The sequence below is a fragment of the Microcystis sp. M_OC_Ca_00000000_C217Col genome (genome assembly GCF_007095585.1).
Lineage (GTDB): Bacteria > Cyanobacteriota > Cyanobacteriia > Cyanobacteriales > Microcystaceae > Microcystis > Microcystis panniformis.
Genome location: NZ_SFBV01000072.1, coordinates 1 through 16,443, shown reverse-complemented (window position 1 = coordinate 16,443; position 16,443 = coordinate 1). Strand labels below are relative to the sequence as shown.

Genomic DNA, 16,443 nt, shown 5'->3' with positions numbered 1-16,443 from the left:
TCTATCTTTCTCTAAAAAAATGGAGAATCACGTTGGGGAGCCCTTTGGTATTTTATCCATGACTACAATGCACACCTGGCAAAGGATTAAGCCGCCATCACTACTACCGAATCACCACCGGTTTCAGAATCTGGATTCCGTCGGGGATTTCCGAAAGTTCCAGAAGAGCGATAATTGCGATGATTAAGCCAATAATTGGCACATTTATCGGCGTTGTCAGATCAGAAGCTGATAACTGATTACTTCCTCAGTAGTTCTTCGGCATTTTGCAGGATTTCGAGGACTTGTTCGGCACTAATCAAGCGTTTTAGCACCACTTGCCCGATGGTGGGGACAGTATCGGCAATTTCGGCACTCTTGGGGGCAACTTCTACCATAATCACGGCTTCTTCCACCTTATAAAGCCATAAAACCTGTTCTCCCTCTAAAATACCGATATTTAATCGCTCTATCTGCGGTGGTCGTCGCCAACTACTCGCATGGTCCCACAAACCGCCAAATTCCCACACCCGTCCTATTGTCCAACCTGCCGTTAAGAAAAAATATTTCACTTTGTTACTCAATCTAGAATCAATCTCTAGCTTTCTGGCTTAATTAGTTTTCAGCCGTCAAATTTTATCAAAAAACTGCTAACGTCCCGTTAATTTCACTACCCCAATCCCCCCAAAGTATAGACCCAAGACCGCCCCTGCTAACAGGGATTGGGTGAGAGGATCTGTGGAAGGGGTTAAAATTGCGCCTAAAATCACCGCACCCAAAACCACGAAACGCCAACCCGATAACATCGTTTGCGAGGAAATAATGCCTAAAAAGCTCAAAATCAATTGAATAACGGGAATTTGAAAGGCGATGCCGGTACTAAACAGCAAAAGTAAGACAAATTCAAAATAGCGCTCGATCGACCAAGCTTGTTCGACCACTTCGGCCCCATAATTGACAAAAAAGTTTAAAGCGGCGGGAATCAGGGCAATATAGGCAAAAAATAAACCAGCAAAAAATAAAACACTCGATCCTAAGACTACCGGGACAATTAAACGCCGTTCGCGACGGGTTAACCCCGGCAGCACAAAGAGGATAATTTGCAACAGAATGACGGGACTAGCCACCAGTATGCCGCTATATCCAGCTACTTTTAGGGAGACGAAAAAAAATTCTCCCGGAGCTAACTGCAAAAATTTTACCCCTTGGGCGGGAACTTCCAGCACTTGTACTAGGGGTTTAACGAAGATAAAACATCCCACCGCACCTACAGCCACGGCAATTAAACTATAAAAAATCCGGCGACGCAACTCCTCCAAGTGGTCAAATAAGGACATTTCCACTTCTCCGGGTAACTCATCGAGATATTCGGGACTGTCTGGGGGCGGGGTTTTTACTTCTGTCGATGACATGGCTTTCGCTCGATCGTTCTCTACTCAAGCCTTTATCCTAGCATTGTTGACCCTTAGCCTTGAATCAGTTATCAGTTATCAGATGTGAGTTTTTAGCGGACAGTCTTAATCGGGGGTCAGTATTCAGCTTTTATTTATTCTCCCTGCTCCCCATCTCCCCATCTCCCCACTTCCTAATCACTTTAAAAAAATTTGCTATGATATAGGGGCTTGTTTAGTATTTGGTAAAAATTACCATAAACCCCACCGTGTTCACAACTGTTCAACCCGCAAATCGATCGAGCTTACCTGATGACCTATTTACGGCAATTAAAGAGCTTAAACGGCAATTAAACGCCGTTATTCTGGCTCACTACTATCAAAATTCTGACATACAGGATATAGCTGATTATATTGGTGATTCTCTAGGTTTATCCCAACAGGCTGCCCAAACGCCAGCAGATGTGATCGTATTTGCGGGGGTTCACTTCATGGCAGAAACAGCTAAAATCTTAAATCCAGATAAGTTGGTATTGCTGCCGGATTTAGATGCGGGATGTTCTTTAGCTGATAGTTGTCATCCTGAAGACTTTGCTCGTTTTAAAGCCCAATATCCCGATCATATCGTGATTTCCTATATTAATTGCAGTGCAGAAATTAAAGCCATGAGTGATATTATCTGCACCAGTTCCAATGCAGTCAAAATAGTCAATCAAATCCCTGCCCATCAACCGATTATCTTCGCTCCTGATCGCAATTTGGGACGTTACGTCAGTCAGCAAACTGGTAGAGATTTAGTCCTCTGGCAGGGTAGTTGTATTGTCCATGAAACTTTTTCCGAACGCAAGATAATAGAATTAAAAGTTGCCCATCCAGAAGCAAAAATTATCGCCCATCCTGAGTGTGAATCATCGGTTTTACGCCATGCCGATTATATTGGTTCCACGACGGCACTATTAAATTATTCCCTGAAAAGTTCTGAAAAAACCTTTATTGTCGCCACAGAACCGGGGATTATTCACCAGATGCAAAAATCGGCCCCAGAAAAACTATTTATACCCGCACCAGGTTTGAATAACTGTGCTTGTAATGAGTGTCCCTACATGAGACTGAACACTCTCGAAAAATTGTATCTCTGTATGCGAGATACAACTCCAGAAATTACTATTTCTGAAGATTTAAGAGTTAAGGCACTGTTGCCGATTCAAAGAATGTTAGAAATGTCTTAATCAGTTATCAGTTATCAGTTATCAGTTATCAGATCAGTTATCAGTTATCAGTTATCAGTTATCAGTTATCAGTTATCAGTTATCAGTTATCAGTTATCAGTTATCAGTTATCAGTTATCAGTTATCAGTTATCAGATGTGAGTTTTCAGTTGATTAGACATCTGCAAAAATTATAACCCAATCAGAGCTTGATTTGATTATTTGTACTAATAAATAGTTCGATAATCCAAATATATATCTATCGTTGTTCATTCAATTTAACAGAAAAAATCTGGGGACATTAAAATCATTTTTATTTGGGTAAGTTTCTTGTCTAGAAAGAATTTTAGTCTTGAGAAAATATTAGGTAGAAGTCCAATGATTACTGATTACTGATTACTAAAATGCTGAAGATAAATTTTTTCGTTGTGTTTGATCGATTGAAAAAAATCGACAATGGGACGAGGATAATTAACCCCTAAAATCACCGTATAACGCTTTTGTTCCTCTGGAGATAACTTATAAGGTTCGTGAATTTTATCGCCTTTTATTAGGGCTAATTCGGGCAACCAGTGACGTAAATAATCACCTTTGGGATCATAATCTCTCGACTGTTTAGGGATATTAAAATAACGAAATCCTCGCGCGTCATTGCCGACACCAGCAGTGTAATTCCAATTACCCCAATTACTACAGACATCGTAATCAACTAATAATGACTCGAACCATTCTGCTCCCAGTCGCCAATCAATACCGAGATTTTTGGTCAGAAAACTAGCGACATTTTGCCGGCCACGATTTGACATAAATCCGGTGGCAGCTAACTCTCTCATATTAGCATCTACAAGGGGATAACCGGTTTTTCCCTCACACCAAAGATTAAATCTTTCCCAATCTTCTAACCAAGGTAAATAAAGTTCTTGCAAACCAGATTTATAGAAGATTTTATGACCGTGTTTACTGCAAATAAATCGAAAAAAATCTCGCCATAATAATTCAAAAATCAGCCAATAGGTAGAGTCATTTTTTACTCTCGTTTGCTCATATTTTTGTACTTCCTCATAGATATAACGGGGGGAAATACAGCCAAAACTTAACCAGGCTGAGAATTTTGAGGAATAATTAGTCCCTAACATTTCATTGCGGGTTTCCTTATAGGTTTTTAAGGAATCACTATCCCAAATATATTCCTTAATCCGTGATTTTCCTGCCATTTCACCCCCTTGAAACGACAAAACACATCCCTGGTCTAGAATTGGTTCTGTTAAGCCTAAATCGTTTAAACTAGGAATATTTCCTAAATCTATTTTAGGTAATTTTGTCAACTTTTTCGGACTGGGATAAGTTGTTCTTATTTCCCAATGACGTTCGACTTGTTTACGAAAATTAGTAAATAATTCTGGCAGTTGATTAAGGGTAAAAGGTAAGTCATCAGGATGACATAAAGTGGCTGTCCAAAAAGTTTTTATCTGCACAGGAACCCCGGATAAAGCCTTATTTACCGCTTTTTCTACCGCTAATTCCTCTGCTGTTACCTCTTGATGATAATAAACCTTGGCTATCTGCAATTCTTGAACTAATTGCGGGATAATTTCCTCTGGTTTTCCCCATCGGATAATTAAATTACTGTCTAAACTTTCCAGAGATTGTCGCAAATCTGCTACGCTTTCTAATAAAAATTTAGCCCGGAACTTGCCAGTTTTTGGAAACCCGTAGGAAGTAAGACCAAATTGACGCTCATCAAAACAATAGAAGGGAATTATCTCTAATTGTTCTTGAATGGCTCGATAAATTGCCTCGTGATCGTGAACTCGCAGATCATTGCGATACCAAATTAAAACCCGCATTTAACATCAATTAAAAGTTGATAAGTAAGTGGTTATAATTAAATAGAAGATAGATTTTGCCTCTGATCCCCCCTTAATCCCCCCTTGATAAGGGGGGTGCCGATCCCCCTGCCCCCCTTATTAAGGGGGGTGCCGATAGGCGGGGGGATCTACCCTTGATAAGGGGGGTGCCTGAAAATTTTTAACACCTACCTACTTAACCGATAAATAGTAAGCAAGATGGGATTTAATTATCTTTTGCCGTAGTAATGGCTATAGTAACGATAATTGTGGTCTTTCCGACTAACATTATTAGCCACTAAACCTAACACGGAAATCTGGGATAATCTCAGATCTTCGAGCAGATTTTTCAGCACAAAGCGATCGGTTTTGCCCAGTTTGGTGACGAGAATTAGGCCAGTGGCCATGGCGGCGAGAATTTTCGCATCGGCAAAAGCGGCGATCGGTGGTATATCGTAGATAATTAGATCGAAAGCGTGGTCTTGCTGTAATTGCGAGATCATCTCCTGCATTCTCTGGGAAGAAAGCAAGCGGGTTGGATCTGGGGGAATTAGACCGGCGGTAAGAATCGATAAATTCTCGTGGCGGGGTAGGAATTGAATCGCCTCGTTCCAATCGAGACCCTCGGCGAGGACATTACTAAGGCCGTGGTCGTTATCGAGATTAAGTCGTAGGTGAATCTGGGGTCGTCGCAGGTCGGCATCCACCAATAAGACTTTTTGTCCCATACGAGCGGCAGCCTTAGCGATATTTATTGCCGTAGTAGTTTTACCATCTCCCGGTGATACAGAACTAATCACGAGGGACTTGAGGGGGGAATCGGAACCGAGGAGGCGAATATTGGTGTTAAGAGTGTGGAAAGCCTCCGAGAAGGGGTAGAAATTATAGTGGTAGAGGTTTTCGTTGGCTGATTTCGCAGTGGTATTAGGGATAGTAAGTTGTTGACCAGCGACTGTTAACTGGGGTAGGGCGGTGATCACTTTTTCGATCTTATCGATGTCTTTGTTCCAGGGAATTGCGCCTAAAAGGGGTAGCTTGGCATCTTCTTTTAGTTCATCTGCACTGTGATGAACGGGGTCTAATCTTTCAGCTAAAAAGGCCGCCCCTATACCTAGTAACAGGCCACCAATAACCCCTAAAGCCAGATTTCGCAAGGGTTTAGGAGAAACGACTTCTTCCCCTACTTCTGGGGGGGAAATTAGTTGCCAAGGCACCACTTGTTGTGCCACCTTGAGTTGGAGTTTTTGTTGTTCCTCCAGAAAACGGCCGAGACTGGTGGTGGCAATTTCCAATTCTCGTTGCAAATCCGTATAGCGACGGGCTAAAACCGCCAGATTTTTGACCGAGGCTTTCTGTTGTTCGAGGGCCCGGGCAAGGGATTTTACCTTAATTTCTAGGGTTTGGCGGGTGTTAGCGGCTTCCACCAATTGCTGGGTTAATTCTACCCGCAGAGCGCTGCGTGACACCAAAGCCGGGGAATTACCCACTGTCTGGGGCAGTTTTTCCCCTAGGGTTCTCTGGGCCTCGTTTTGCAGTAGGGGCAGTAAATTGGCTCTTTTTTCCTCTAGGGTGGCGATTATCGGGCTATCTTTCGCGAAAACTGCCGATTGTTTGGCCAATTCCACTTCCACTTCCTGCAGCTGCTTGAGCAAATCTTGATAACCGGGAGATTCACTGAGATAAGTGGCGATAATTGCTTGATTAGGCGCCAATCCCACCTGTTGCTGTAAAGCTTGATAGCGAGAGTTAATTTCGTTAAGGGCAACTTGGGCGACTCTGTACTCCTGCTCGATGCTGGTTAACTGTTGCGATAAACGAGTGGCTTCCTTGTCGGGATCCAGGAAATTGTATTGCTGCCGGAATTGCTGCATTTGTTTTTGTAGAGAATTAACTCGTTCCTGCAGCACGGGCAATTGAGCGTTAACAAAATCCAAGCCTTGATTAATTTCGGTCTTGCGTTCCTGGGAACTATAGTTTAGGTAGTGACTAGCCAAATTGTCTAAAACCAGCTTAATTTTTTCTGGTTCTGCATTTTCGTAAACGATCTCTAAAACTTTCGTATCTTCTAATTGACTAATTTTGAGATCAGATTTGCCAGTTTTACTAATTAAATCACTGTAGGTAAAATCGGGATACTTAGGAGTTATTTTGCTAAGGATGGGGTTAAGGAGTTGAGGACTTTTCAGGACAGCGATTTGGGTTTCATAATCGATGTTCTCTCCACCCAACTGAGGCAGGATATCTTGGGCTGCCAGTTTGAGAGAATTTTTATTTTCCTCAATCGGTTGACCGATGAGCAGCAGGAATCTACCTTGATAGATAGGGGTTTTTAAGAAAGTCCAAGCAGCGATCGCACCTGTTACCCCTAGGGTGATGCCAGCGATTATCCACCAGCGATGCTTGACGACAGAAAGGACTTGACGCAGGTTGAGTTCCTCTTCTTCCTGCGTCACGGAGGGGATAAAAGCTGGTTGGGCAAAAACTGGTAGATTTCCTTGGCTTTGGGTTTTTAAAGCCCCGTTTTGTTGGTTGTTCATCATTAATCAAATAGTCAAGGGATAACTATATTAAACCGCATCTAGTATGCCAGTATAGCTTGAGAATAATTTGGGAATTTGTCCAAACATGGTATCTATTTAAAATAGCCTCAAACCCTTATAGAGTAAGGAATATGACATCTAAAGCTGAGATTGACTTCGGGACACTTTTAAGGATATAAACCGCAACCAGCTAGAGAACTGGAATCTCACTGGCAGGCCATTAACCCTTAAAAGTATTGCTATGCAAAGATCATAGCCGAAAAAGCCAAACTACGGTTTTCCCTGTGGATGCGGGTTAAAAGATTTTGCGGTAGCAATCTGGCTCGATTAATTACCGCTTCATCATAAGTAGTCATGCAAAATTAATTACCTGCCCGATCGAGCTAAAACCCTTACGGGGCAATGATCGTCATGTGTAAATAATTTTGCCTAGGTACTTAACACCATGCTACAATGGCAACTATAGTTTTTCCAGAACTGCTAACTTTTGTCCTGCTGCGTCTTATAGTCAAGCTTGCTGATAATCCCCCCGACCAATCAGAACATCCATAGGTAGCCATTCTACACTCAGGAATAGATAATTAAGCGGTTAGTTGACCAAGAGTTTTTTCGGGGCAAAGGGGGAAAATTGGGACAAGGAGAGAGAATTAACGGATAAAGCCGAAAAAATAGTTTATTAATGGCTAAAAACAGCTTTAAAATCAGTAAAATCCGTTTGTTTGCTTAGTGTCCTCAATGTAAGTGAGATAATTGAGCAACTATCTTGAGAATTACCAAAATTACCACCCTGGGTTGACAAGGATGCTGAAATAGATTAAACTCACTGAGAACTCAGCATCTGTATCGCTGGTGTAGAGTAAAAAAATTAAACTACAGGCAAAAACCAAATGTCTAAATTTCTTGATAACCTGACTTATCTGCTGAATATTGTTCTGCAAGACATAAAATTACGATTCAAGCTTTATGCCACTAACCAAACACCTATTATAATCTATCAAATGGGCAAAGTGGGTTCTAGCTCGGTGATGAAATCCTTAAAAAAAAAAGCAATTTTGCCATTGTTTAGTGTTCATTTTTTACTCAAAAACGCTGATAATAGAAGCTTTTACAATCCTAAGGTTTACGAAATTTTAGAATTAAAGCTGCGCAGAGAAAAGCAAGTCAGATGGGGTGAGTTTTTATATAACAAGATAATCGTTCCGAAAAAACAGGTAAAAATTATTTCTTTAACTAGGGAACCAATAGGTAGAAATGTTGCAGCTTTTTTTCAGAACTTTGAAAGAGAAACAGGGAAAAAATATGAACAATCCAATTTTACTCCCCAAGAGCTAATGGATATATTTATCAATTTTTTCCCTCATTCAACTCCCCTAGACTGGTTCGATAATCACTTCAAGCCATTTTTAGGGATAGATGTTTATGAATATCCTTTTCCGAAAGAGCAGGGATATTTAAGAATTAACAAAGATAATGTGGATTTATTGATCCTCAAACTAGAAACCTCTGACAGTGTCAAGGAAAAAGCGATCACCGAATTTCTGGGGTTAAAAGAATTTAAGTTAGTAAGGACGAACGTGGGAGAAGATAAAAATTATCGAGATATGTATAAAGAATTTAAGCAAAATCTCAAATTACCACTATCTTATGTAGATGTGTGATAATTTTTGCTTATGTAAGGTTAAATGCTTACTGGGCAAGACTTTTAGGACTATTTTGAAAGAAGAAACTATCAGTATAGACCTCGTTTACACACAGAAACCAGAAGAGCCGGAGATGTGCAGTTCTAAATACTTTAATCATTTTTACACGGAGGAAGAAATCAGAAAAGTTTATTCACGATGGACTTAGTAGCATCCCTGGAGCAAAGAAAAAGATGAAAAAAACTCCCTTAAAACTAAAAGAACGTTTAATTCGAGATGCGACGGGTTCTCTTGGTTTAAGAGTTGCTTTCATAACCCTTAGTTTTCTGACCAGTATTATTCTAGCTCGCTGGCTCGGTAAAAATGGCTTTGGGGTTTATACCTATGCAATGACTTGGCCTGCTTTGCTGGGCATTCCCGCGACTCTAGGCTTTAATAACTTATTAGTCAGAGAAGTGGCTATCTATAGCAGTCAGTCAGCTTGGGGATTAATGCGTGGTTTATTACAATGGGCAAATGCAATTGTCTTCATAGTTTCTAGCCTAATGGCATTAGTTGCTATTGCTATTATTCTGAACTGGGGACAAGTCAGGGAGCCGGACTTATTACCATCTCTGTGTGTAGCGATGATTTCCTTACCAATTGTCTCTTTAACTAGCTTGAGACTAGCGACGATGAAGGGTTTACACAGGGTGGTTTTAGGGCAAATGCCAGAAAATCTACTAGCTCCCTTAGTTTTTATTATCCTGACGATTTCTAGCTACTGGTTTCTTAGAAATCAAGAAAATATCACTGTCTGGGTGATGGGCTTAAAATTGATATCTCTTGGCATTACTTTTGTCGTTGGTGTGGTACTATTAGCCAGAGTGCTTCCCCAAGAGGTTAAACAGGCTAAACCTGAATACAAAATTCTGACTTGGCTCAAGGACGGCTTACCGTTTATTTTGCTAGGAGGACTAGCGGTGATTAACTCTCGTATCGATATATTGATGCTCGGTGCCTTGAAGGGGGCGGGTGCTGTGGGAGTTTACGCAGTAGTCAGTCGAGTCACTTCTCTGATTATTTTTGGCCTAGGAATCTTGAATAACGTCCTTTCGCCAACTTTTGCCACACTTTATGCAGAGGGAACGCGGGAACAACTGCAAAGGCTGGTTACTCATAGCACTCGTTTAATCAGCTTGTTTGCTCTGGTCATGACTTTGGGGTTGATTGCATTGAGATACTCGATTTTACAGCTTTTTGGTGCTGAGTTTATACAGGGACAAACAGCTTTGATAATTTTGAGTATTGGCTATCTGGTTAACGCTCTGACTGGTTCCGTGGGTCTATTGCTAAATATGACCCGCCATGCTAAATTTAGTGCAGCAACTGTGGCATTTGCCGCTTTGTTAAATGTCTGTCTTAATTGGCTACTAATACCGAAGTGGGGGGTGAATGGTGCAGCCACTGCCACCGCAATCTCGATGATTGTAGGTAATATTATCAGTGCTATCTGGGTACGCCAAAAATTGGGCATCAAATCTACGGCAATTTAAATGGGTGGGTGGAATTAAATATAAGATGAACGTAGGTTGGGTTGAAGCATGAAACCCAACGCCTGCTCATGTTACGCTACCGCTAACCCATCCTACAAATAATTGTGCCTCCCTACTTAAGTATTTGCGTTTCGATGTTATCAGATAAAACTTACTAAGGAGATATGATGAGCGAAAATGATATTAATTTGGTTAAGATAATAACCTTTGCCTGGCTTTTATTTTGGGCTTTTTTGTCCGGCAAGAATATAATATTTAAGCGCTATTACTCTGCCTACTTAGTAATTATCATTAATTTTTTGTTTTTTGGTGTGCCGTTGTTATTAGATTTAGTAATTGGTGAACCTAAGTACGATTTTTTTCGTGGACTTGATAATCTAAGAGTGGCTGTTAGGGATGAAACAACCTTTTTGGTTTACTGTCTATACATTGCTATCGTGCCAGTAGTATTGTGGTACAATGGAATCCCCAAAGACAAGGAGAGTCATGGAAGATTATTAATCAATAATCAAACATTTTGGGTTAACTTAATTGGTTTCAGCAATAGGTATAAGCTCGGTAAACAATTTAAGTTATTAATGATACTTATTGGTTACTTTCTTTTATTCTTACCTGTCATTGTTTGGTCATTTAGTCCTAATCCCGGTCTCTACATTACTTACGGAGCAAAAGGTGCTGGTCTCTTGTCGGAAGAAGAGTACAACTTTCATCAACTTATACATCTTTCCTCTTTACTCAGTTTGGGTGGACTAATAACAATAATTGTATTGCAAAAAAATAAAAATTTGTCATTAATAAATTTTTACTTTTGGGCAAGTGTTCTCATCCCAATATCGGTAACAATATGGCTTAACGGCAAGAGATCTATTATTGCTTTCGTGATTTTTGCTTTGGTTCTGACTTTACTTTTAAAAAAAGCTTTAAGTAGAGTAAAACTTTTAGCACTTTTATTGGGTTTATTATTAGTTTTTGGCATTTTTTCCTATTCTTATCAAACTTCCTTAGTCAGGAGTATAGATACAAAGCAAATGTATGAAATATCTCGTTTCGATTATGGTAGAGACCATCTGCTTAAACTGTCTATTTACTCAGAATTAAATCCTGATAAATTTAAGATACTGGATCATCGACTTCAGACAGTTTATCATGCTTTAGTTTTATATATTCCTCGCTTTTTGTGGCCAGGTAAACCCATTCCTTATGATTACAAAAAATATATAACAGCGGCCGCCTTTAACATATCTCCCAAAGATGTTCTCCTCGGTCTAACAGGGACTTGGTTGGGGGAATCCTTATCTAATTTTGGTTGGGTAGGAGCTTTTATCGGTCCAATTACAATTGCCTTAATTTGTAGATTTGGAGATTCTACAAAAAATAATTTCTTGATTATTTTTACTTCTTTTATTGCCCTGTATTTGCTATTGTTAAGTCTAGGCTCTGTCTTTCGTTTTTTGATTATTTGGTTAATACTTTTACTCAGAGAATACTACCAAAAAAAATACAAGAAATATAAAGGATATAAAATATGAATTCAATTCTATAAACGGAGTTATAATTATGGAATAACTAAATAGTTACTTGATAAGTACTTTTTGCGATCTAGGAAAGACCTATATCATACAGGGTAAGCGCATCTTAACAATCCTTGACAAAATGAACTTTATGTGAGTTGCTTACCCAGAGATCGATTCAGGCATATTTGAGGAGAATTGGCTATCTCAATTGTTAAGCAAAAATCGACCAAATGTTAAGATTTCGTAACTATTCTGATTGACTGGTAAGCTAAACGGCTTTTACTTCGGATCACCGATATAGACTCCAAAAGGGTTATAGCTATTGGATCATGCAGGTTAAGCGCCGTTTAGCTTATCACTTCAAATGCCCACACAGCAAGCGGATAACACAATTGGTCAATTGTCAATAGCGTTTGAGATGATCTCACCCTGCTATATCATATCAAACTGTGTGTTATGATGGCTGGTGAGAAACTGGTGAATATATAAAGACGAAACCTTATGAAAAACATACTATCCTTTCCATTGAATTCTTTAAACATCTTGACCTTGCCTAGTCGAATAGCAAAAAAAATCAAGTATGGGCGTTCTCTGCACAAAAATCATGTGGTAGAGGATGTTTTCCTCGTTTCCTATCCCAAATCGGGAAACACTTGGTTGAGATTTCTGATAGCAAATGCTCTCAAAGTCCATTATAATGTTGAGCAAGATGTTAACTTATTTAATATTTTAGATATCATACCTTCAATAATAGGAGATGGCAATCTTCGTCCAGAAGGTCCTTTTGGCAGGACAGATATACCTAGAATTATTAAAAGTCACTCTGCCTATAACCCTTACTACTACAGAGTCATTTTACTTGTCCGAGATCCTAGAGATGTAATGATTTCCTATTATTACTACCTAAAAGATAGAAAACAAATAGATGATAAGTTAGAGATTTCAGAATTTATTAGACATACAAAATATGGAATTAACAGATGGACAGAACATACAAAATCATGGTATTACAACAACTATGGAGGTGGGGGTGGGCAGATCATTAAGATATTTAGATATGAGGATTTTTTAAAAGACACACACTTGCAATTATCTTCCGTGATGGATTGTTTTGGAATTAAAATCAATGAGAAATTGATAGATGAAGCTATTGCTTTAAGTTCTAAAGAAAAAATGAAAGATTCAGAGAAAAAGCATAGTTCTACCAATATTATAAATGAGAAAATATCCTTTGTGCGAAAGGGAGTTGCTAGTGGTGGACAGGAATTATCTGATCTGGATATAGAGTTTATTGCGAATTCAGCGACAGATATTGCTCGAATACTTGGTTATGACTTGTAGTATGTAAATTTTTCTGATTCTGCAGCCAGATAATTATTTGTTAGCCTGCAAGAGTTTGAAGCATAAATTTACGTTAGCGCAATCATTGATGTTTCTAGGGAATTACCATTTAAGTATGAGGAAGTAAAAGTATGGCATTGCCAAATTTTTTAATTATCGGAGCAGCCAAGGCGGGGACGACTTCCCTTTATGATTGGCTCAACCAACATCCACAAATTTATATGACACCAATTAAGGAGACTAACTTTTTTGCTTTCGAGGGCGAAAAAATTAGCTATCCTAAAGGTTCAATTAGTGAAGGTTATTTGGATGGTTTTAAGACTAGCTTTGAAAGTTATATGGAACAATTTCAGGGAGTTACGAATGAAATCGCCATAGGTGAAGCCTCACCTAGTTATCTATACCATGCTAAGGCGGCTGCAAGAATTAAGTATTATTGCCCTGATGTAAAACTAATAGCAATACTGCGAGATCCAGTGGAAAGAGCGTATTCGCAATTCTTGCATCATGCTCGAGAGGGCTTTGAAAACTGCTTAGATTTTAGTGCCGCCCTTCGGGAAGAAGATAACAGAATTCTTAACAAATGGTGGTGGGGATACTTTTATGTAGACGGAGGATTTTATTATACTCAATTACAGCGATATTTTGAAAAATTTGACTCTAGTAAAATCAAAGTTTATCTCTACGAAGATTTAAGAAGTAATCGTTATGATTTAATCAAGGATATTTTCCAATTTTTGGAAGTTGATGACAATTTTATTCCCGATACATCAACTAAATATAATGTTACTGGTATCCCTAAAAATAAATTATTGCATCAATTTTTATCAAAGCCAAATCTAATCACCACCTCTGTTAAACATCTTATTCCACGTTCCCTTCGACAGAAAATAATTAACAATGTAATAAATTCTAATCTAGCCAAGCATCAACTAACACAAACCCTAAGGCAACAACTAATAAACATTTATCGAGAAGATATATTAAATCTTCAAGAATTGATTCAAAGGGACCTGTCTCCATGGTTAAAATAAATAATGAATTTTGGGTTCTTCGTTACTTGGTATGGTTCGGTAGGGTGTCATAAATCGACTAAATCCTTATCTGGCAAGAGATTTAATTGATTAGTTCGCTCTAGATCGAAAACAATTGACAAAAATCGCCAAATGTCTTTCTATATAAGAGTTTCATTCCTTATAATCCTGTCCGTTGCATAATACAAACCGAAGAACCGAATTTTGTAAAAAAAATCAAGAGTTAATACTATTAACCGACATTCCGCACATCTTCATATATTTTTATATGTTTTTACATTACAATTCTTCACCTTGATAAAAATCCATCATTGTAGCTATAATCCTTACTGGCAATGGGTTGTAAGCAATGTATTAGTAAAAATTATCAATTGAATGTTAAGAAGTGCGGAAGATGGGTATTAAGTAATAAGTACCTAAGCAAAATTAATTACACATCTAAGCCACTACTCCGTCAGACTTCTGGTGTGAGGAAACAGTGAACTGAAAACTCAAATCCGATCCCTAATAGCTGTCTCCCGTCTCGGAGTCTCCCGTCTCGGAGTCTCCCGTCTCGGAGTCTCCTGTCTCCTGTCTCGACTAGGAAATTAATTTTGCACGACTACTTAGTTGACATCAGATAGACCTTTTTGCTATCTTGTGTTTGTCAACTTTAATGAGTGTCAAAGAATATGCACATAGTCTGTCCTTTAAGCGGTAGTGCTAACCTTGTTTTACGAGAAACTATAGAAGTTAAAGCACTCATTAAACTGTATAGCAGATGGGGTGGGTTTCATATCAGTTCGGAATTTCTTGATTTAGAGACGATTAATTTTTATCATTGTCTAGATTCAGATTTGAAATTTTTTCATCCTCTGGTTACAGGTTCAGAGTCATTTTATCAAGAATTACAGAAGTTCAAATGGTATTATATGGATGATAAAGAAGAATACGATTATGCTTGTAATTTCATCACTAGCGAGGATCGAGTTTTAGAAGTGGGCTGTGGGAAAGGAGCTTTTTCTCAAAAAATAAAAACCTCTAATTATACTGGACTTGAATTTAGCAGTAAAGCTATAGAAATAGCATCTCATGCCAATATAAATGTTCTTAATCAAATTGTAGAAGATTACTGTGTGAGTAACTCAGATAGTTACGATATTGTTTGTTCATTCCAAGTGTTAGAGCATGTGTCTAACCCTAAATCTTTTATAGAATCTTGTTTAAAATGCCTTAAAAAAGGGGGTCTATTGATTATCTCTGTGCCTAGTGATGATTCATTTATTGGCTCTCTCAAAAATAATATTTTAAATATGCCTCCTCATCATGTTACCCATTGGTCTGACAAAGCTTTGCAATATGTAGCTAACTGTTTTTGTCTCAAGCTAATTGATATTCATCATGAAAAATTAGCAGATATTCATAGAAGGCTATATGCTCGTGAACTTGTCATAAAGTCCCTGGACAACTTATTCAAAAATAATCAAAACTATTCTTTAGTAGATATTTCAACTAATTACCAAGTTAAATTAAAAATATCTCAAGTGATAGCATCATTTATTTCTGCTGGACTCACAGATGATAGAATTAAGCCAATTGGTCATTCAGTGACAGTTGTTTACCAGAAATAAAAAAATTTACTTCCGAAGGGTTAAATTGAGATAAATTACTTACTGGTTACAATTGTTATATTCTGAATATGAGGATAATATGCTTAAAAAATTCCTGAAAAACCTGTTCAGAAAACTAGGGTTTGAAGTCAAGAGATATAATCTTAATACTTCACAAGTTGCCCTGATGGAAAGGTTATTGGAATATCATCAGATAGAGCTAATTTTTGATATGGGTGCTAACTTTAGAATAGTGTTGCAAACTGATAAAATCTTGCTAATTTTGAAAGAAGCGGGCTTTAGAATACATATTCGCAACGTAAACAATACTAACTTATAACCTTTGATTGGAATAAAGTCACAGTCTGAGTTTGATTCACAGCCTAATATTTTGGGTTGGAAAGGTTAAGTTTTATGGCATCGAAATTTAGGGATGAAAGAAATCCAGGCTCTTCGGTTTGTGTTATGCAATGGACGGGGGTTATAAGGAATGGAACCCTTATATAGAAAGGCGTTTAGCGATTTTTGTGAATTATTTTTGTCTAGAGCGAACTAATCAATTAAGTCTCTTGCCAGATAAGGATTTAGTCGATTTATGCCCCCCTATCGAACCATACCAAGTAACGAAGAACCGAAATCCAAGAGCAGTTGATGTCTTGGAAAGGGAACTTATCAGGGAATCAATCGATAAGTAAGACATAGAGACATATACTTTAGACGTTCATAATCTGAGATTTATTAAACTTCTGAAATCGTAGAGTCAGCAAGGAATCCAGTTCTTTTTTATGTTTCAGATGGGCATCATTCAGACATTCATAAATAGCT

Annotated in this window: 11 protein-coding genes and 1 pseudogene; 7 read left to right on the top strand and 5 right to left on the bottom strand. The window is 38.4% G+C overall.

Annotated elements, in window-relative coordinates; all coding sequences use genetic code 11:
• Positions 1–239: 239 nt before the first annotated feature.
• Positions 240–551, bottom strand: a complete 312-nt coding sequence (locus EWV66_RS04200) for a hypothetical protein (protein WP_002749272.1) — start codon at positions 549–551, stop codon at positions 240–242.
• A gap of 78 nt (positions 552–629) precedes the next feature.
• Positions 630–1,391 (bottom strand): twin-arginine translocase subunit TatC, encoded by a 762-nt coding sequence (gene tatC, locus EWV66_RS04195; RefSeq protein ID WP_052275580.1) that lies wholly within the window; start codon positions 1,389–1,391, stop codon positions 630–632.
• Positions 1,392–1,639: 248 nt separating this feature from the next.
• Between tatC and nadA the strand changes: the two genes are divergently transcribed.
• Positions 1,640–2,599, top strand: a complete 960-nt coding sequence (nadA, locus tag EWV66_RS04190; RefSeq protein ID WP_052275581.1) for a quinolinate synthase NadA — start codon at positions 1,640–1,642, stop codon at positions 2,597–2,599.
• Positions 2,600–2,967: 368 nt separating this feature from the next.
• Here the strand turns inward: nadA and EWV66_RS04185 are convergent, their stop codons facing one another.
• Both EWV66_RS04185 and EWV66_RS04180 read right to left on the bottom strand, forming a co-directional pair.
• Positions 2,968–4,425 carry a DASH family cryptochrome gene (locus tag EWV66_RS04185; RefSeq protein ID WP_287108762.1) on the bottom strand — a complete coding sequence of 486 codons (1,458 nt, stop codon included), beginning with the start codon at positions 4,423–4,425 and terminating at the stop codon, positions 2,968–2,970.
• Positions 4,426–4,655: 230 nt separating this feature from the next.
• A complete protein-coding gene (locus tag EWV66_RS04180) occupies positions 4,656–6,965 on the bottom strand; it encodes a GumC family protein (RefSeq protein WP_287108761.1) in 2,310 nt (769 codons plus the stop codon).
• Between the two features lie 887 nt (positions 6,966–7,852).
• Here EWV66_RS04180 and EWV66_RS04175 point away from each other — a divergent pair.
• The 6 genes from EWV66_RS04175 (at position 7,853) to EWV66_RS04150 (ending at position 15,639) form a co-directional block, all read left to right on the top strand.
• Positions 7,853–8,623 carry a putative capsular polysaccharide synthesis family protein gene (locus EWV66_RS04175; RefSeq protein ID WP_287108760.1) on the top strand — a complete coding sequence of 257 codons (771 nt, stop codon included), beginning with the start codon at positions 7,853–7,855 and terminating at the stop codon, positions 8,621–8,623.
• A 215-nt stretch (positions 8,624–8,838) separates the two neighbouring features.
• Entirely contained in the window at positions 8,839–10,140 is a 1,302-nt protein-coding gene (locus tag EWV66_RS04170) for a flippase (RefSeq protein ID WP_052275587.1), read from the top strand.
• Positions 10,141–10,307: 167 nt separating this feature from the next.
• Positions 10,308–11,669 carry an oligosaccharide repeat unit polymerase gene (locus EWV66_RS04165; RefSeq protein WP_287108759.1) on the top strand — a complete coding sequence of 454 codons (1,362 nt, stop codon included), beginning with the start codon at positions 10,308–10,310 and terminating at the stop codon, positions 11,667–11,669.
• A 486-nt stretch (positions 11,670–12,155) separates the two neighbouring features.
• Positions 12,156–12,995: a sulfotransferase domain-containing protein gene (locus tag EWV66_RS04160; RefSeq protein ID WP_287108758.1), complete on the top strand. Its 840-nt coding sequence runs from the start codon at positions 12,156–12,158 to the stop codon at positions 12,993–12,995.
• A 131-nt stretch (positions 12,996–13,126) separates the two neighbouring features.
• Positions 13,127–14,029 (top strand): sulfotransferase family protein, encoded by a 903-nt coding sequence (locus tag EWV66_RS04155; protein ID WP_002798085.1) that lies wholly within the window; start codon positions 13,127–13,129, stop codon positions 14,027–14,029.
• A gap of 671 nt (positions 14,030–14,700) precedes the next feature.
• Complete coding sequence (locus EWV66_RS04150; protein ID WP_002795700.1) at positions 14,701–15,639, top strand: class I SAM-dependent methyltransferase; 939 nt, start codon at positions 14,701–14,703, stop codon at positions 15,637–15,639.
• 692 nt (positions 15,640–16,331) lie between these two features.
• Here the strand turns inward: EWV66_RS04150 and EWV66_RS04145 are convergent.
• Positions 16,332–16,443: pseudogene (locus EWV66_RS04145) on the bottom strand (IS630 family transposase); the annotation flags it as partial.

Coding starts and splice junctions, on each gene's coding strand:
- tatC (WP_052275580.1), bottom strand. CDS start 1,391: ATGTCATCGACAGAAGTAAAAACCCCGCCCCCAGACAGTCCCGAATAT.
- EWV66_RS04175 (WP_287108760.1), top strand. CDS start 7,853: ATGTCTAAATTTCTTGATAACCTGACTTATCTGCTGAATATTGTTCTG.
- EWV66_RS04180 (WP_287108761.1), bottom strand. CDS start 6,965: ATGATGAACAACCAACAAAACGGGGCTTTAAAAACCCAAAGCCAAGGA.
- EWV66_RS04170 (WP_052275587.1), top strand. CDS start 8,839: ATGAAAAAAACTCCCTTAAAACTAAAAGAACGTTTAATTCGAGATGCG.
- EWV66_RS04150 (WP_002795700.1), top strand. CDS start 14,701: ATGCACATAGTCTGTCCTTTAAGCGGTAGTGCTAACCTTGTTTTACGA.
- EWV66_RS04155 (WP_002798085.1), top strand. CDS start 13,127: ATGGCATTGCCAAATTTTTTAATTATCGGAGCAGCCAAGGCGGGGACG.
- EWV66_RS04185 (WP_287108762.1), bottom strand. CDS start 4,425: ATGCGGGTTTTAATTTGGTATCGCAATGATCTGCGAGTTCACGATCAC.
- EWV66_RS04160 (WP_287108758.1), top strand. CDS start 12,156: ATGAAAAACATACTATCCTTTCCATTGAATTCTTTAAACATCTTGACC.
- EWV66_RS04165 (WP_287108759.1), top strand. CDS start 10,308: ATGAGCGAAAATGATATTAATTTGGTTAAGATAATAACCTTTGCCTGG.